Here is an 18189-nt window from a genome sequence, read left to right as displayed (position 1 = left end):
AATAAGCTTCAATGCTTCTAGTCTTTTATGAGTCGCTCAAAGGTATGCTCCGCCATCCCCGCCGACAATCCGCCGTCCACACTGATGGATTGCCCTGTCAGGTAACTGCAATCCGGCGCAGCGAGAAAATGGCACAGTGCCGCCACTTCCTCTGGGTGCCCCACTCGCCCCAACGGGCTAGTGCGCTCGGTCATAATCACTTCCGGGTGATCGGGTGGCAACATTTCAGTCCATACCGACGCTGGGCAAATGGCGTTGACTCGAATCTTTCTGGGTACCAACTCCATCGCCGCGACGCGTGTTAGGCTGCACACCGCTGATTTGGTGGCCGAGTATTGACCGTAACCCGGGTAGCCGACTTTTGATACATCCGATGATGTATTGATAATGGAGCCGCCGTCGTTCATATACTGGGGCGCGAAGCGCAAGCCGTTGTAGACCGCCTTAACATTGATGTCCAGAATACGCTGAAACTCATCCGCGCTTTGCTCGGCAATAGTCGGCCCTGAATTCTCAATGCCCGCGTTGTTCATAATAATATCGAGCTTACCTAGACGCGCTTCGGCTTCCTCAAAACACGCGCGCAACTGATCTTCATTGGTCACATCTGCCTGCAAAAATATTCCATTTAGCTCTTCTGCAAGACTCGTGGCATCCCGACGACCCACAATCGCTACCCGCGCCCCCGCAGCCGCAAACCGTCTGGCCGCTGCCAGTCCAATACCCGACGTACCGCCCGTAATAAGTGCATTCATTCCTTCGAGAGAAAACATAGAGACCTCTGAGATTTATGGCACCGTCATACGTGCCTATGGTGAGTAGATAGCGCGCACATTAGCGCATCGATCATTGAGCATAGGTCAGTTACGAGCATCGCTAAAATACCCAACAGAGCGTAGTTCTCCTTTGTAAACCGACAAAAAAAGCCCCATCAACATGACGGGGCTTTTCGTTCTGACTCGCGATACGGCCAGCGTTCGAGCCACATTGACCAACAGAGGTGTTATCGACAAATGCGGTTTCGGCCTGCGTCTTTCGCCTGATACATTAATTTATCCGCACGTTTCAGTAGGTCATTTTGATTATCCGTGGCGGTATTTTCAGCAATACCTGCGCTAAACGTGACGGGGCCGTGCGCCAAATCCGTCGTGCGAAATGACTCTGCAAGGTATTTCAACTCTCGATAGGTGTCATCTAATGACAACGGTAATAGGAGTACAAACTCCTCTCCCCCTTGGCGGATCGCTAAGCCCTTATTACGCGACGCGGTCTCTTGTAACAACGCCGAGAAGCTTTTTAGAATCTCATCGCCATAGTTATGACCCCATTGATCATTTTGATGTTTGAAGTGGTCTAAATCGAGCAAGGCTAAGCTAAACACCTGATTTTGCTGCGTCCAGGCCATGTATTCTTTATCTAGGATTCTGCGGTTGTACAGCCCAGTGAGATAATCTTTCTCCGACAATGACCGTAGCTTTTCCGCCAGTCTCTCGGCTTTGTGTCGTTCTAGCTTAAATCGAGTCGATAGACTTCCCATCATCACGATCGAAAAAACAGCCATGATGATAAATGTGATGAGCAAGTCGAGCTGTTTCAGCTCTGGATCCCCATACTTGAAAATCAACTCTGGATGCAGTTTTTCCAGCACCATCAGTGGAATAGGAATAATGATACAAAAGAGCTGCCCTAAGCGGCGGAATATCCCTAAATCTTTGAATGAGACAGAAATGTAGATGAGTGAACCAAAAATCAGCAGATAGGTCGGGCCATCAGAGCCCCCATTACCCACCCAATTGGCAGGGATGGATACCAATACGATGACTAAGATAAACAGAAATCGCATTGTTTGAAATTGGTTTTTCCAGCGTGATAGATACCAAATAACGACTACCATCAGCGAAATAAACATCTGCAGGCCGATGTTGTATATGTTGGCTAAGTCGAAGTAATAGTTGACGGATGCGGCTAACACATAGAGAAACACAGTAAACAGCAATACTGCGTGATGCGTATATTCGAATGGCTTATCTTTATCGCCAAGCAACCACTCTAATGTTGTATCTCGGTATCGTTTGCGCATAGTGTCTATCCATATCTTCACCTACTTATCATAGTGGTTACGCTTTGTACAAACGAGCCCGAAATTGAAAAGAACGGTATCGATAGTCACAACTTTTGTATGGATTAAGTTAATAGCGACGATATTAGGGAGGTAACGCAGCGCATGAAGGGGGGCACTAGCGAATCTGCTCAATGAGAAAATCGACCATGGCTCTTACAACGGGGCGCTTAGCGCTGCTGGCTTTCCAATTAAGATAAATCATGGCCTCACCACTCTCAGTTAACGAGGGTTGCCAGTCTGGTAATAACTCTACTAGGCGCCCAGAGCGCAAGTCGTCTTCAACAAATGTGCGGCTCACCAATGTGACACCTTGATTCGCGCGCGCCCACATTAGCAAAGGCGCACCACCGTCTGACGCCAGCACAGGATCAATGCGCACTTTGCGAGTGTCGTTGCCCTTTTGAAAATACCACCAAGTAAATTGACGGGGTCGGAAAAACGTCAAACACGCATGTTTGTGTAAATCCTCAGGGGTGGTTAAAGGTGGGTGTTTGGCGACATAGTCTGCTCCCGCGACCAAGACCGCAGACATATCCAGTAATGGGCGATAAATCAAGTTGGAGTCTTCTGGGCGACCATAGCGAATGGCTAAATCGAAAGGGCTGTCATAGAGGTTAACCAGTTGATTTGTCAAATGAATTGCTACGCGGGCGTCTGGATATCGCTTACGAAACTCTGCCACGAGCGGTGTCAACGTTTCCCGTCCAATCGTGTCAAAAGTCGTTATCTGGATCAGCCCTTCTACCCGCTCGCTTGGCTTGCCAAAGCTCTCTTTGATTTGGTTAACCGACTGCAAAACCTCTTGGCACTGACTGTAGAACTGTTTTCCATCTGGCGTTACTTCTAGGTGCCGTGTTGAGCGCACCAGTAATTTGACCCCTAGCTCGTGCTCCAATTGGTCCAGCCGACGCGTAATGGTACTGGGCGTTTTCCCTAATGCGGACGCCGCGGCACTGAACGAACCCAGCTCCACCACTTTGACAAACTGCTCCATCGCTTCAAGCATGTTCTGCTCCCTTAGCCAAACCTGAACTAAATACCACCATCACTCACAAAGTAAAGCACTCACTTTTGCATAGTACGCAAAACCGAAACGGTGATATCAATAATTTACGCAAAGAGCATATCAAAACACAATGGTTTCTATCGTCACTGACCCTTTATAGGAGCTCCAAATGAACACCATCGAAGCCATTCATCATCGTCGTTCCATTAAGCAATACGACCCTAACCATGTTATGCCTCAAGAGGATGTAAACACCCTGCTCGAAGCCGCGAGCCTCGCGCCAACCTCGTTCAATATTCAACATTGGCGTTTTGTCCATGTCAAAGACATGAACATTCGCCAACAGCTGCGTAGCGCAGCATGGGATCAAACACAGGTGACCGATGCGTCGACTCTGCTGGTGGTTACCGCGAATACTCAATCATGGCAAGAAACACCAGAACGCTACTGGGAAAATGTCGATCAAACCACTCAGGAAACCTTGGTCAACATGTTGCAGGACTTTTACCGTGGCCGAGAATGGCTACAACGGGACGAAGCCATCCGCTCTGGGGCCATGGCGGCACAAAATATTATGCTCTGCGCCGAAGCACTGGGTTACCAGACCAGCCCCATGATCGGCTTTGATATCGATAAAGTCGGCGAGATTATTAACCTGCCCGAAAGCCACGTGATTGTCATGATGATCGCCATTGGCAAAGGCACCACGCAAGCCTACCCACGGGGCGGCCAGCTACCGCTGTCGGAGATCGTTATTGAGAATACATTTTAAATAGCGGTGACGGCGGCGTTTCGCTGAGATCAGCCAAAGCCAGGTGAAAAGCAGGGTGCCTTTTCATCTGGCTCAATTCGCGGCCTGATCGGGGAGATTTTCGATCTTACGATCCATCGAACACGCGTTAGGTCGTTACTTCGCTCGTTGCGTTAGGCTGAACCAATTTCCCGAGTTATCGACGCCTAAGGCTTCGACCCCGTAAAACTGCTCGGTAGGCGGTTGTATAAACTCAACGCCTTTCGCGAAAAGCTCTTCGTAGGTCTTTTGACAGTTCGCTGTTTCGAAAACCCCGGCACCAAACGCGCCATCTGCGACGAGGGCTCGAATCTTGTCTGCGGCATCCTTGGTAAACATTGGCCCTTCTTTTGGCTCGGCTAAGACAAGCTCAAGATCTGGCTGCGCTTTTGCAAAGACGGTTAGCCAACGGAAACCTCCGTCTACGGTCATGTCGGTTCCGACCTCAAAACCTAACTTATTTTGGTAGAAATCGAGCGCTTCATCTTGGTTAAGAACGTAAACGGTAACATGAGCGATTGACTGAATCATTGGCATCTCCGGCAACAAAGTAAGTAGAGCTACTGATCATAGCCAAAGGAAGCGAAGATACCTTATTCAATATTGCTCTTTTCAAGCTTGGCGCCAAACAAACGGTGCGCGTAACACATAGGAATGGACTGAATGGGGTGAGTGAGCGGGTCGCTCGCTAACGCCTGTAATTTTGTGCGATATTGCGTCGGCGACAACCCCGTCTTTTTGCGAAATAACGCAGAAAAGCTGCCAATACTGGTGTAGCCAACCAACTCACAAATGTCATTGATGCTGCGTTGACTTGTTACCAAGAGTTCCTTTGCTCGCTCAATCCTAATTTTCGAAATGTACTGGTATGGTGATTCTCCAAACACTTCAGAGAAGACGCGGCAAAAGTGATATTTAGACATACACGAATAGGTTGCGACGTCCGCTAGATCAAAAGCGAGCGCGTAGTGCTGGGTGAGATAGTCTCGACCAAGGCAAACTTTTTTATATTGCGTGTGGTTAACCGTCATGCATATCCAACATAATATTTGCTTACGTTGTCACTAACGCTACCACAAAGCTAATAATTTTAGACCTTTGGATCCGAGTCAATCGCTGCGGGGGAGTCATTTTCAGGGAGGTAACGCCTACTCGACGTAGCGAGTAGGCGTTGAGTTTACGCTCTGGCTTTTAGGAATTGTCCGATCCAAGCCATCAGTTGGTGGTTTTGAATGTCGTCTTGCTCAATGCTCTGACGGGCTTTGTTAGCCACCTCAGGGGTGAGGGTAACGCCGTCATACATATCCACCAGTTCGTTTTCATATTGCTTTGAAAACTCTGGATGACCTTGGAAAGTCAAAATACGATCTTGGTAGATCAACCCCGCATGTTGACAGAAATTGCTGGTCAGAAAAGTAGCCATTTTTTCTGGCTTTTCAAGCACTTGGTCTTGATGGAAGGCACAGAACGCGATGTCCTTTTGGCCCAATGGAGTCTCAAATCCATCAACCACTTGGTAATGATGAACGCCGACACCCCAACCACCATCAAACTTCGCCACACGGCCACCCAGCGCACGCGCAATGACTTGATGCCCAAAGCAAATGCCGACCAATACTTGGCCTTTTGCGTCGACCTCACGGATAAACTCACACAGCTGAAGGATCCAAGGATCGTCGCCGTAAGCATCCGACTTAGAGCCCGTGATCAGCCAGCCATCGCACGAGTCTGTGCTCGCTGGGAACTCATCTAAGCGTACGTCGAAGATCTCAAACGTCAGCTCAGGTTCATGCGCTTCGAGCTGCTGAGCAAACATCTGTGCATACGTCGGATACTGAGACAACAACACATCGGGCGTAACGCCCGCTGCGAGAATACCTATTTTCATGTACTACTTTTCCTCTAACAAACAGCGCTTAAGGCCCTTGGAATCGATTTTGACGACGCATGATCACAATGGCCGCTACCACTGCCACAGATACAGCGAGAATCATCAAGGTTGCTAAGGCGTTGATCTCTGGCGTTACCCCAAGACGAACTTTGGAGAAAATCACCATCGGTAACGTCGAGTTACCTGGCCCAGAAACAAAGCTCGCGATCACTAAGTCATCCAGCGATAACGTAAAGGACAACAGCCAACCAGACAAGATCGCCGGTGAAATTAATGGCAGTGTGATCAAGAAGAACAAGGATACAGGCTTAGCACCCAAATCCATCGCTGCTTCTTCCAGCGTTTCATCCAATGATGCCAAACGGGATTGCACCACCACCGCGACGTACGCCAAACAAAACGTCGTGTGAGCGATGACGATCGTGGTGGTACCACGACCCGCCGGCCAACCAAACATACTTTCCATAGCAACGAACAACAGTAGCAACGACAGACCTGTGATGACTTCAGGCATCACAAGAGGTGCCGTCACCCAACCCGACAAAATAGTCTTACCACGGAACTTACGCATACGACTCAAAACAAAGCCTGCAAGCGTGCCTAACACAGCCGCTAAGGTGGCACTGATAAGAGCGATCTTTAAGCTGATCCACGCCGCATTCATGATTTGTTCGTTGCGGAACAATTCACCGTACCATTTCAGCGACCAACCGCCCCAAACCGTTACCAGTTTGGATTCGTTGAAGCTGTACAGAATCAGCGCGATGATCGGTGCATAAAGAAACACAAAACCAAAGCCAGCACTGAGTTTCAGTGCCCAAGAGTTGCCCTTGATCATAATGCCTCCTTGTTGCCATTACGCATAAACATAATTGGACCAACCAACACAATGAGCATGACGATGGCGACGGCTGACGCAAGCGGCCAATCTCGGTTGAGGAAGAATTCGTCCCACAACACACGACCAATCATGAGCGTATCGGAACCGCCTAACAAAGCAGGGATAACGTATTCACCCACTGCAGGGATAAACACCAACATACAACCCGCGATAATACCTGGCTTCGCCAAAGGCAAGGTCACCAAACAAAATGCACGCCAAGGCTTAGCTCCTAGGTCTTGCGCCGCTTCGATCAAGCTCAAGTCCATTTTTTCCAAGGTGGTGTAGAGCGGTAAAATCATAAACGGCAAATAGGTGTAAACAATGCCGAGGTATACCGCGAAGTCAGTTTGCAGGATCTGCAACGGCTGATCGATTAAGCCAATCGACATCATGACATCGTTGACCAAGCCATTCTTTTTCAGCAGCGCCATCCACGCGTAAACACGCAATAAGAAAGACGTCCAAAACGGTAAAATGACCAGCGACAGCAACACGGTACGCGCCGTTGGGCCGCTGCGAGCGATCAAATACGCAATCGGAAAGCCAATCAGTAAAGCAAAAAACGTCGAGATCCCGGCAATACGCAACGAGCTTAGGTACGCATCAAGGTAGAATCGCGATTCGAACAAAAATAAGTAGTTGCCAAACGTCACTTTGAGCGTGGCGTAAGCGTTGTTCGGATCCCATTCAATCAGTGGTGAGTAGGGCGGTACCGAAATCATCGCCTCCGCAAGGGAGATCTTGAACACCACTAAAAAAGGGATAAAGAAAAATGCTGCCAGCCAAAGCATCGGCATCATGATCACGAGCCAGCGACCTAAACCAAGCGCGCGAAATCGCTGCATTAAACTCAAGCGAGTAGAGTCGGAGGGTGCTGAAGTCGCCATCATGATGTGAGTACCACGCTGCTATCTGGATCCCATGACAGGTGTACATGGTCATCCCAAGTCAAACGATCACCCGAATCACGCTGCGCGTTGGGTTGTGTCACACGGACTTCACAGCCAGACGCTAAACGTACCTTATAAATCGACTGACTGCCCATGTACGCCACTTCTGTAATCACGCCTTCACAGCGATTGTGTGGCGTATTCGGTGCATCGCGTGTGATGCGTAATTTCTCAGGACGAATCGCAACGCTGACACTTTGATTCGACGCACAGCTAATGCCGTGATCCAGATACACCAGACCTTGTAAATCGTTGCAATGCACGGTTGCGCTGTCGCGCTCATCGGTGACAACCGTACCTTCGAACATGTTAACGTTACCGATGAACTCCGCCACGAACCGATTGCTCGGGTACTCATACATGTCATGAGGCTCGGCGGTTTGTACGATCACGCCGTGATTCATGACACCAATGCGCGTCGCTAAAGTCATCGCTTCTTCTTGGTCGTGGGTTACCACGATGAAGGTGATGCCGAGCTCTTCTTGCAAGCGCATCAGCTCAAATTGGGTTTCTTCACGCAGCTTTTTATCCAGCGCGCCAAGCGGCTCATCCAGTAGCAACAGCTTCGGCTGCTTAACTAATGAACGTGCTAAAGCGACACGTTGACGCTGACCACCTGACAACATGTGCGGTTTACGACGGGCTAAATGACCCAGTTGCACCATGTCGAGGATGTCTGCCACACGTTTCTTCACTTCTGCATTTGGCAGCCCTTCACGTTTCAGACCGAAGGCAACATTGGCTTCGACGCTCAGATGTGGAAACAAGGCGTAGGACTGAAACATCATGTTTACAGGACGCTCCCAAGGGGGCGTATGAGACATGTCCACACCATCAATGATGATGCGGCCTGAGGTCGGCGCTTCAAATCCAGCAAGCATACGTAGCAATGTACTTTTGCCAGAGCCTGAGCCACCTAACAGGCAAAACAGCTCATTTTGGTAAATGTCGAGAGACACATTGTTTACGGCAGTAAAATCGCCGAACTGTTTAGTGATTTGTTCGATTCGGACAAAAGGCTCCGCATCGGTTTGACGCCAACTAGGCTTAGCTTGTGACGTTGTTTGAGGCATTACGGATGAAACAGACATAACCCACCTGTAGCAAAGAAAGAAAGCAAGCTAGGCGATTTAGGGAATCGCCTAGCATCGTCACAAGTGCTTAGCGACCTAACTTGATATTAGTCCAAGCACGAGTCAACGAACGGTCAAAGCGCGCTGTATGGGCAACTTGTACGTACAGTTTCTCTTTTACAGCTTCTGTTGGGTAGATGCCTTTATTGTTTACTACATCATCATTTAGCAACGGTTCCGCAGCCGTGTTTGGCACTGCGAAGTAAACGTAGTTAGAAATCGCCGCTGCAATTTCAGGACGTAGAACGAAGTCGATGAATTTATGCGCCGCTTCTGGATGTGGTGCATCCGCTGGAATCGCCATTAGGTCAAACCAAACGACTGTGCCTTCTTTCGGAATCACGAATTTGATGTCTACACCTTGACCTGCTTCGTCAGCACGGCTTTTCGATTGCAAAACATCACCGTTGTAACCAACAGCAACACAGATATCACCGTTCGCTAGGTCAGAAATGTACTTACTAGAATGGAAGTACTTAATGTCATCACGCACACCAGACATCAGCTGCTTAGACGCATCCAACTCACCTGTGTCTTCAGAGTTCGGATCGACGCCACGGTAATTATGCACAACAGACATCATTTCAGCAGGTGAGTCGAGAACTGAGATACCACAGTCTTGTAGTTTCGCAGCGATCTCTGGGTCAAATAGCACGTCCCAAGAATCAATCTCAGAGGTACCAAGACGCTCTTCAATCATCTTAGTGTTGTAGCCAATACCAATGGTTCCCCATGCGTAAGGGATGTTGTATTGGTTACCCGCATCATGTTTTTCAATGGTTTTTGCCAACGTTTGATCGAGGTTAGGGTAGTTGCTTAGCTTGCTTTTATCGATCTTTTGATACACGCCTGCTTGCAATTGACGCTCGAAGAACGAGTTCGAAGGCATCACGACATCGTAGCCAGAGCCACCCGCCATTAACTTAGCTTCAAGCACTTCGTTGCTGTCGTACACATCGTAGTTAACTTTGATACCCGTCTCTTTGGAGAACTGTTCCAATGCGCCAGGCGCCATATAGTCCGACCAGTTATAGATATTGAGGACATCTTCCGCGTAGCTGCTTGCGGTAAAAGTCGAGATTGCGCCTGCGATCAGTACATTTAAAGCGTTACGTTTCATATTGGGTTCTCCCATTGTAGGCCAACTCACGTTAGCCTGTTCCAGTTGTTAGTTTGTTTCTCAGTTCTTTGGAGCTTCTTCTTAACTCTCTTATTGTTCATCTAGGGTAGCGCGCTTATAAGTACGCTTCATATTCCACATTAGATATGCGGCCGTAGATTTTTAGCTGTTCTTGCTCTTTGGCAGAGCCAAACACTCGAACAAATTCAGGTCCGAGATAATCGCGCAAGAAAGCACTGTCCATAAACGATTCGGTCGCTAACTCCCAACGATTCGGCAGCGGTTCAAAACGCTCAGACATCGCGTAAGCATCGCCTTCAATTGGCTCTGGCGGCGACATTTTCGCTTCGATGCCGTGCAACGCTGCACCCAACACCGCCGCTAAGACAAGGTAAGGGTTCGCATCGGCACCCGCAACGCGATGCTCAATACGACGAGCAATATTTTCACTTTCTGGAATTCGGACTGCCACCGTACGGTTTTCATAGCCCCAGCTCGCGAACGTCGGAGCGTGAGCGCCCGTTTGGAAGCGACGGTAAGAGTTCAAATGCGGCGCAAACACCAGCATAGAGTCCGACATGTGATTCAGCAAACCAGCAACCGCTTGTTGAAGCAAGCCAGAACCTTCCTCTGTTCCATTGTTAAAGACGTTGTTACCTTTTTCATCCAGCAAGCTGAAATGGACGTGGAAGCCGTTACCGCTTTTATCTGCGTAAGGTTTCGCCATAAAGGTTGCACCAAAGTCATGCTGACGCGCAACGCCTTTGATCAAACGTTTGAACATGATCGCATGATCCGCAGCGAGCACCGCATCATCGGTGTGCTTCATATTAATTTCGAACTGGCCAGGGCCTAATTCAGAAATAATGGTGTCGGCTGGGATGCCTTGTGCTTCACACGCGGCACGTACTTCTGCAAAGAAGCCTTCCAATCCATCCATTTCTTCAATGGAATAACAATCGGTTTTGCTTAAACGACAGCCATTACCATCAACAATCACTGGCGGAGACGGAACGCGCTTCGCTTCAGACGTGCCGTCCAATAGGTAGAATTCCAGCTCCGTCGCTACGACAGGGGTATACCCTAAATCTTTGAAGCGCTTCACGATGCGCGTCAGGATTTGGCGAGGGTCTGGGTAAAAAGGTGTGCCGTCGGCATTGTACATCATGGCTAAAATCTGATCGCGAGCGGACTCTGCCCATGGTACCGGAATCGGTTCATCGTGAACGGGTAGACAAATACCGTCACTATCACCTGTTTCGAACACCATGCCATTGTCGAGCACATCATCGCCCCAATGGTCGAAGCCGATCACGGAATGAGGCAATTTTACACCCTGCTTCATCACGCTTTTTAAACCACTTGAGGGCATACGCTTACCGCGTAAGTTTCCGTTTAAATCTGTGATAAACAGATCAAACTCATTGTTCCCTTCGTAAATATCCGACATAAAAAATACTCTTATGAAATTAGTCTTACTGCGGGAGACTCTCTTAGCGCCTGAATAGCCGAACTTTATTTCGAGTTAAGCATTAAGAATGTTAATTCAGGTCAGGTTCTCTCGATATAAATCACTTTAACCCGAGCAAATGATGCGAGTAACTATCCCCGATTAGGTATATGCAAGAAGGGTCGTCTTTGTATAAAAACTATACTGGAGGTATTACACTGATTTATCTGTGCCTTGCTAAAAAGGCCGATATTCGGGCGTTTTAGCGAAACACGCACCTAAAGGAAATAGATTCGCACAGCATAAGCCGAAACATTATTCGGGTTATGAGCTTATTAGTACTACAAGGAGGGATAAGAAGTCGATGAAATTTTTGTCTAGGACAAAGAAATCCTTCGGCTACAAAGGGATTTCCAAAACCGACATTTAAATCGACTTAATGGTGACAGGCCTAACCCTAGATAGTTGGCGCGAGATTTGCTTTTATCCCCGCTACTATCTTTAGGTAACAGCGTTTTGCTGTCACGCAGTCATTGATTCAAAGTAAAAAGAGAGGCGTAAACGTCATGCAAAAAAACACCTTACGAGGGCAGCTAGATCTTTCTGAGCTGATGAAAGATTTAAGTAATTTGACCTGCCACGTACGAGTGCCCAGCTTCCCAAGCGTATTAGAAGGCTTTTTGCGTAACCTATGCTACTTCGACACCCTTCTCATCGTGACCTACAAAAAGGCGCTGAAACCACTTCTGATCCACCCAACTGACCCCGCTGAGCAAAGCCAGACGCTGCGCATCTATTTGTATCAAGCGTATTTACTCGATCCCGTGTTTAACTCCATTCAACAGGGGATTACTCCTGGCGTGTATCGGTTAGTGGACATGGCCCCGGATTCCTTCGAAGAAACCGAGTATTACCAAACCTGCTATCGCAACTTTGACTTGGTCGATGAGATCAATATTTTGGTAGACCTAGACGCCACCACGACCTGCGCGGTGTCTCTGGGGCGCAAGAAAGCCGTTGGCTCGATACGTCGATCAGAGCTGAACAACCTGAGAACGGTGTTTCCCATGATTGAGGCCTTGATCAGCCAATTTTGGATGGCGCAAGCAGGGGAGTTTGTTGAGCGCCCGCCCTCTACAGGCCCGTTGAAACACGCACTCAAAACCTTTGCTCAAGGCGTGCTCACCACCCGCGAGCAGGAAATACTGGGCTTATTACTCAAGGGGCACTCTTCGAAGTCCATCGCCAACGAGCTTGGCATCAGTGCAGGGACCGTCAAGGTGCATCGTAAGAACATCCATGCGCGACTTGATACCTCAACCCAGTCTGAGATCTTCACGCTGTTTCTCAGCCACTTAGACGCGCTGGACAGGGCAAGTTAAGCTCTACGTATAGACACTGATCGTACTCAACCAAAAAAGCCGCTCGAAAGCGGCTTTTTAGCATCTCTAAACACTCTCGGCGCTTAGATACCGAAACGATCACGCATGTTGTAGTACGCTGCACCCGCGACAGTGTACGGGATGCGCAACAAGCGGCCGCCAGGGAACTGATACTGCGGCATGCTAGCGAACACGTCGAAGCGCTCGGTATCACCATCAATCGCATCCGACAGGATTTCACCCATAAGATGTGAGTTCGTCACACCATGACCGGAGTAACCTTGCGCGTAATACAGGTTGTCACCGATTTTACCCACCTGAGGCATACGCATCATGGTCAATAGGAAGTTACCGGTCCAGGCGAAGTCGATTTTAGTCCCTTTTAACATTGGGTAGGTTTTCAACATTTTCGGCACAATGATCGACTCAATCTTACCCGGATCGCGCGCACCGTAAGTCGTACCGCCACCGTAAATCAAGCGACCGTCGCCGGATAAACGGTAATAATCGAGTACATAGTTACAGTCTTCTACACAGCGATCTGTCGGTAACAGTTGTTTTTGCATGTCTTCGGACAGTGGCTCCGTCGCAATCACCTGCGTGCCACAAGGCATCGCCTTTTTCTCAATTTCTGGTAACAAACCAAAGACGTAGGCATTGCCCGCGACGACGATCTTATCCGCGACGACACTGCCTTGCTTGGTGACCACTTTACCCGGCACACCTTGCTCCAGACGCACCACTTCTGAGTCTTCAAAGATTTGTCCACCAAGGCTTTCAAACGCTTTGGCTTGGCCCAACACAAGATTTAATGGCTGAATGTGACCGCCTTTACGATCCAGCAAACCACCAGCATAGCGATCTGTCCCGATGTGATCTTGGATCGTTGATGCAGTAAGTAGCTCTAGATCATTGTGGCCGTGGGATTCCCACAATGCTTGTTTGGCTTTTAGCTCTTCAAATTGCTTTTTATTACAGGCTGCGAAGACGTTACCGTGTTTTAAATCACAATCAATGTTGTACTTTTCAATACGATGGCGAATCAGATCCGCACCAGCAAACGCCATTTTCGCCATTTTTTGGCCAATCACATTGCCGTAGTTATTGAAGATGTAATCAATGTCGCGGTTAAAGCTGTTGACGATTTGGCCACCGTTACGACCCGATGCACCAAAGCCTACACGAGAGCCTTCAACAACGATGACGCTTTTGCCTTTTTCTGCCAACGCAAGCGCCGTAGAGATGCCGGTAAAACCAGCTCCAACGATACAGACGTCGCAGCGAAGCTCGCCAGTCAGCTGTGGGCGCAACGCTTTGTCGTTTGCCGACGCCGCGTAATACGAATTTGCATGAGTAGGAGTTGACATAATGAACGACCTTCCAAAGCTTAAAGACTGATAATTGGTTCGCGGTAGGTAAGCCCACCTATTGCCTTCCCCCTAAGCTCTGAGAAGGCAACTACGAATGTTAAGTTGGATCGGCGCTTACTTCAGGCTGATCCACGTGTTTTTGAGTTCGGTGTATTTCTCTAACGCATGCCAAGACTTATCGCGGCCATTACCGGACGCCTTAATACCGCCAAATGGCACGGTTGTATCACCATCACCCCAAGTGTTAACCCACACCATGCCGGACTCTAATAAGCCACTCACACGATGGGCACGGCCTAAATCATTGGTCCATATAGACGCCGCCAAGCCATACTGGGAGTCATTTGCCAACTCAATGGCTTCTTCTTCGCTATCAAACCCCATTACCGCCAACACCGGCCCGAAGATTTCTTCGCGAACAAAGTCCATCTCATGCGTCGCATCGGTAAAGATCGTTGGCTTAGCGTAGAAACCTTGACCTTCTTGGTAATCGGGTTTGCCGCCCATCGCCAGCGTCGCGCCATCGGCCATCGCGCTTTCGATGAAGCGTGTCACGGTGTCCAGTTGTGCTTTATCGACCATTGGTCCCATTTTCGTAGCAGGATCCAATGGGTCACCGGGCACGTAAACCTTAGCCGCCTCAAGCAATGCCGCCATGAACTCGTCTTTGATGCTGTTTTGCACGTACAGACGCGAGCAGGCAATACAGACTTCGCCTTGGTTGGTAAAGATCGCTGTCGCTGCGCCTTTCGCCGCCGCTTGGATATCTTTGCAATCTTCAAACACTAGGCAAGGGGACTTACCGCCCGCTTCAAGCCAGACCCGTTTCATATTGGACTGACCGGCATATTGCATCAGCATCCCCGCCACTCGGCTTGAGCCAGTGAAGGCAAGGGTGCCGATGTCATGGTGCAACGCAAGGGCTTTTCCAGCAGTATGACCAAAACCGGGGAGGACGTTGAATACACCGTCTGGAACCCCCGCTTGCGTTGCTAACTCTGCAATTCTTAACGCACTCAATGGCGATTTTTCAGAAGGTTTGAGAATCACACAGTTGCCCGCTGCTAAAGCGGGTGCGATCTTCCACATCACCATCATCAATGGGTAGTTCCATGGCGTAATAATCGCCACCACTCCCAATGCTTCGCGACTGATTAACGCAAGATTGTCTTTATTCGTTGGCGCAATTTCGCCATATAACTTATCGATGCATTCTGCCGACCAGCGCAAACAATCAATCGAGTCGGGCACATCGATATTGACCATCTCAGAGATGGATTTGCCCATGTCTAAGGTGTCGATCAGGGCCAACTCATCTTTATGCTGCTCTAGCAAATCCGCCCATTTTTGGAGGATACGCTTGCGTTTGCCGGGCGCCATGTTGGACCAAGCGCCGCTCTTGAACGCCGCTTTCGCAACAGAGACCGCCTGATCGACATCCGCCGTATCACAGCTTGCAACGTTACCAAGCAAGGACTCATCGGTCGGATTGATACACGCGAATGTGTCACCGCTAAGCGCTGGCGTAAACTGTCCGTCGATATACGCCTGTGTCGACAGGTTTAATTCCGTTTTTAACGTTTGCCATTGTTCGTAGGTCTTCATTCGTAATTCCTTCCTCTGACGCTCACTCGAAGCGTGTGATGAGTTGCAGTGAATCTAAGTTAACTGAGGGTCATCCTATCTCACCATATCCCCGTGGGGGTATATCGTTTTTTCAGTAGTCAACTAAGATGGTGTAAACAGTCAAAGCGGCGTCTTCGCCAATTTGTTTATTATGATAACAATACCCCTGTGGGTGACGATTTGGAGAACACTCTATGTCAAAGGTAACCGTGGCGGCCACGCAAATGCATTGTACGTGGGATCAGCAAGAAAATATTAACCGCGCTGAGAAATTGATTCGCAAGGCCGCGTCTCAAGGTGCGCAAGTGATCTTGATTCAAGAACTCTTTGAAACGCCGTACTTCTGTATTGAAATCCATGAGCCTTTCCACGATTTGGCGACCACGCTTGAAGAAAACGAAGCATTCCAACGCTTTACGTCGCTGGCCAAAGAACTTGACGTCGTGTTGCCTTTTAGCTGGTTTGAAAAATCAGGGCAAGTGCGCTTTAACTCCGTCGCCATGATTGATGCGGGTGGTGAGCTGCTGGGCGTGTATCGTAAAACACACATCCCTGACAGCGATGGCTATTTAGAGAAGTACTACTTCAGCCCAGGAGATACTGGCTTTAAAGTCTGGCAAACGAAATACGGCAGCGTCGGCGTCGGCATCTGCTGGGATCAGTGGTTCCCTGAAACCGCCCGCTCTATGGCCTTAATGGGCGCAGACCTATTATTGTTCCCAACTGCGATTGGCTCTGAACCAAGCCAACCACAACTGGACACCATGCCACACTGGACCAACACCATGCGCGGTCACGCGGCTGCCAACCAAGTGCCAGTGATTGCTTCTAACCGTATTGGTACCGAAGCCGCTCAGCATCGTGACCTAGAGCTGACCTTCTACGGATCTTCATTCATTTGTGATGAAACCGGCGAGCTTGTTCAACAAGCCAACCGCGACAGCGAGGACGTCTTAGTCCACACATTCGACCTTGCGCACATACGCACTCAGCGCAAAGCGTGGGGCTTATTCCGAGATCGTCGTCCAGAGCACTACGGTGTGCTCAAAACCCTTGATGGACAAGTAAAATAGGAGACGCTATGCAGACCTCAACCCCTAAAGCAGACGGCTTTTGGATGCCCGGAGAGCATAGCCCGCTGTCCAGCGTCTGGTTGGCGTGGCCAACTCGACCTGATAACTGGCGCGAACAGGCTGTGCCAGGGCAGGCAACATTTGCTCACTTTATCGAGCGTCTCAGCGACTACGTCACAGTAAAAGTGGCCGTTGTTCCTGAGCAAGAGGCACAAGCAAGAGCCATGCTGCCAGAAAAGGTACAGATTTTTGCCATGCCTTATAACGATTCTTGGATGCGGGACATCGGCCCGACGATGGTCGTGAACAGCGCGGGCGAAAAACGCGCCGTAAATTGGCAGTTCAATGCATGGGGTGGTGAGCTAGATGGCCTCTACGATGATTGGTCTGACGATGAAACCATTGCCAAACGTGTGGCCGAACAAGAAGGCGCAGTGTGCTACGACGCACCGCTGATCCTTGAAGGCGGCTCCATTCATAGCGATGGGGAAGGCACGGTCTACACCACCGAAGAATGCCTGCTTCATCCCAGTCGTAACCCCGACCTGAGCCGCGCGGATATTGAAGCGCACTTGAAGGATTATCTGGGCATAGAAAAAGTGATCTGGTTGCCACAAGGTCTATTCAACGATGAAACCAATGGCCACATTGACAACATCCTGCATGTGGTCAAACCCGGCGAAGTGATCCTCACCGTCTGTGAAGACAACGCGGATCCGCAATACGCCATCAGCCAAAAGGCATTAGACGTACTGGCCAACGAAACCGATGCGCGCGGACGACACATCAAAGTGCACCAGATGCCGCTACCGGGGCCACTTTACATGTCTGAGGACGAAGCCGCAGGCTTGGAACAACCGGATCGTATGGCACGCGAAGCGGGCGAACGTTTGGGCGCGTCCTACGCGAACTTCTTGATCTGTAACGGCGCGGTGTTCTACCCACTGCTCGACAGCACACAAGATGACCGCGCGAAAGACGTGCTTGAAAAAGCCTTTCCGGAGCATACCATCGTCGGCATTCCATCCCGTGAAGTGCTACTGGGCGGCGGGAACTTGCACTGCATTACCCAGCAAATTCCTGCGTAACCAACACGCCTGACACACAAAAGCCACGCCTGACACAGGCGTGGCTTTTGTGTTTTTATCTGGTCCCAATTGACCAACCCCCTTACAATCGTCGATTTCCTAGTGGTGGGTGCTGAGCCAAAAAAACAAAAGAAGATCAACAAAAAAGCATCATTGGAGACACCTTGACCATTTTGCCCGTGCAGCCTAAGAATTTTTCCATAGCTTTTAGAATGGGCTCAATAATATCCTCCAGATAAACCCCTCTGGAGTGAGATTAATGTATAACGCTAACATACCCGGCGCCGATAGGCGCATAGTTGATG

Annotated in this window: 17 protein-coding genes; 4 read left to right on the top strand and 13 right to left on the bottom strand. The window is 49.4% G+C overall.

Annotation, left to right across the window (positions count from 1 at the left end):
* Positions 1 to 17: 17 nt before the first annotated feature.
* The 3 genes from DN730_RS05085 to DN730_RS05075 form a co-directional block, all read right to left on the bottom strand.
* Complete coding sequence (locus tag DN730_RS05085) at positions 18 to 773, bottom strand: SDR family NAD(P)-dependent oxidoreductase (protein ID WP_115467031.1); 756 nt, start codon at positions 771 to 773, stop codon at positions 18 to 20.
* A 230-nt stretch (positions 774 to 1003) separates the two neighbouring features.
* Positions 1004 to 2080 (bottom strand): GGDEF domain-containing protein, encoded by a 1077-nt coding sequence (locus DN730_RS05080; RefSeq protein WP_115467030.1) that lies wholly within the window; start codon positions 2078 to 2080, stop codon positions 1004 to 1006.
* A gap of 157 nt (positions 2081 to 2237) precedes the next feature.
* The gene (locus tag DN730_RS05075) at positions 2238 to 3128 is read right to left on the bottom strand and encodes a LysR family transcriptional regulator (protein WP_115467029.1); all 891 of its coding nucleotides are present in this window, start codon (positions 3126 to 3128) and stop codon (positions 2238 to 2240) included.
* A 169-nt stretch (positions 3129 to 3297) separates the two neighbouring features.
* Between DN730_RS05075 and DN730_RS05070 the strand changes: the two genes are divergently transcribed.
* Positions 3298 to 3900, top strand: coding sequence for a nitroreductase family protein (locus DN730_RS05070; protein ID WP_115467028.1), 603 nt, complete (start codon positions 3298 to 3300; stop codon positions 3898 to 3900).
* A 135-nt stretch (positions 3901 to 4035) separates the two neighbouring features.
* Here the strand turns inward: DN730_RS05070 and DN730_RS05065 are convergent, their stop codons facing one another.
* From DN730_RS05065 to DN730_RS05030, 8 genes are all read right to left on the bottom strand, one after another.
* A complete protein-coding gene (locus DN730_RS05065; protein ID WP_115467027.1) occupies positions 4036 to 4449 on the bottom strand; it encodes a VOC family protein in 414 nt (137 codons plus the stop codon).
* A 62-nt stretch (positions 4450 to 4511) separates the two neighbouring features.
* Positions 4512 to 4949 (bottom strand): helix-turn-helix domain-containing protein, encoded by a 438-nt coding sequence (locus DN730_RS05060; protein WP_115467026.1) that lies wholly within the window; start codon positions 4947 to 4949, stop codon positions 4512 to 4514.
* Positions 4950 to 5095: 146 nt separating this feature from the next.
* On the bottom strand, positions 5096 to 5806 hold the full coding sequence (locus DN730_RS05055) for a glutamine amidotransferase-related protein (protein WP_115467025.1): 711 nt from the start codon (positions 5804 to 5806) through the stop codon (positions 5096 to 5098).
* Between the two features lie 28 nt (positions 5807 to 5834).
* Complete coding sequence (locus DN730_RS05050) at positions 5835 to 6647, bottom strand: ABC transporter permease subunit (protein ID WP_115467024.1); 813 nt, start codon at positions 6645 to 6647, stop codon at positions 5835 to 5837.
* The gene (locus DN730_RS05045) at positions 6644 to 7579 is read right to left on the bottom strand and encodes an ABC transporter permease subunit (protein ID WP_115467484.1); all 936 of its coding nucleotides are present in this window, start codon (positions 7577 to 7579) and stop codon (positions 6644 to 6646) included. The genes DN730_RS05050 and DN730_RS05045 overlap by 4 nt, the downstream gene beginning before the upstream one ends.
* Positions 7579 to 8733 (bottom strand): ABC transporter ATP-binding protein, encoded by a 1155-nt coding sequence (locus DN730_RS05040; protein ID WP_115467023.1) that lies wholly within the window; start codon positions 8731 to 8733, stop codon positions 7579 to 7581. The genes DN730_RS05045 and DN730_RS05040 overlap by 1 nt, the downstream gene beginning before the upstream one ends.
* Before the next feature lie 70 nt (positions 8734 to 8803).
* A complete protein-coding gene (locus DN730_RS05035) occupies positions 8804 to 9895 on the bottom strand; it encodes a polyamine ABC transporter substrate-binding protein (protein WP_115467022.1) in 1092 nt (363 codons plus the stop codon).
* Positions 9896 to 10010: 115 nt separating this feature from the next.
* The gene (locus DN730_RS05030; protein ID WP_115467021.1) at positions 10011 to 11345 is read right to left on the bottom strand and encodes a glutamine synthetase family protein; all 1335 of its coding nucleotides are present in this window, start codon (positions 11343 to 11345) and stop codon (positions 10011 to 10013) included.
* Between the two features lie 566 nt (positions 11346 to 11911).
* Between DN730_RS05030 and DN730_RS05025 the strand changes: the two genes are divergently transcribed.
* A complete protein-coding gene (locus tag DN730_RS05025) occupies positions 11912 to 12727 on the top strand; it encodes a helix-turn-helix transcriptional regulator (protein ID WP_115467020.1) in 816 nt (271 codons plus the stop codon).
* A gap of 83 nt (positions 12728 to 12810) precedes the next feature.
* Here DN730_RS05025 and DN730_RS05020 read toward each other — a convergent pair whose 3' ends face one another.
* Positions 12811 to 14094, bottom strand: a complete 1284-nt coding sequence (locus DN730_RS05020) for an NAD(P)/FAD-dependent oxidoreductase (RefSeq protein ID WP_115467019.1) — start codon at positions 14092 to 14094, stop codon at positions 12811 to 12813.
* A 117-nt stretch (positions 14095 to 14211) separates the two neighbouring features.
* On the bottom strand, positions 14212 to 15702 hold the full coding sequence (locus DN730_RS05015; RefSeq protein WP_115467018.1) for an aldehyde dehydrogenase: 1491 nt from the start codon (positions 15700 to 15702) through the stop codon (positions 14212 to 14214).
* A gap of 215 nt (positions 15703 to 15917) precedes the next feature.
* Between DN730_RS05015 and aguB the strand changes: the two genes are divergently transcribed.
* Positions 15918 to 16796 carry an N-carbamoylputrescine amidase gene (gene aguB / locus DN730_RS05010; protein ID WP_115467017.1) on the top strand — a complete coding sequence of 293 codons (879 nt, stop codon included), beginning with the start codon at positions 15918 to 15920 and terminating at the stop codon, positions 16794 to 16796.
* A gap of 8 nt (positions 16797 to 16804) precedes the next feature.
* Complete coding sequence (gene aguA / locus DN730_RS05005; RefSeq protein WP_115467016.1) at positions 16805 to 17884, top strand: agmatine deiminase; 1080 nt, start codon at positions 16805 to 16807, stop codon at positions 17882 to 17884.
* Positions 17885 to 18189 lie beyond the last annotated feature (305 nt).

Origin of the sequence: Marinomonas piezotolerans, assembly GCF_003362755.1 — a bacterium.
Lineage (GTDB): Bacteria > Pseudomonadota > Gammaproteobacteria > Pseudomonadales > Marinomonadaceae > Marinomonas > Marinomonas piezotolerans.
Note: the sequence above shows the minus strand (reverse complement) of the source record. Positions and strands in the feature narration are given on the sequence as shown.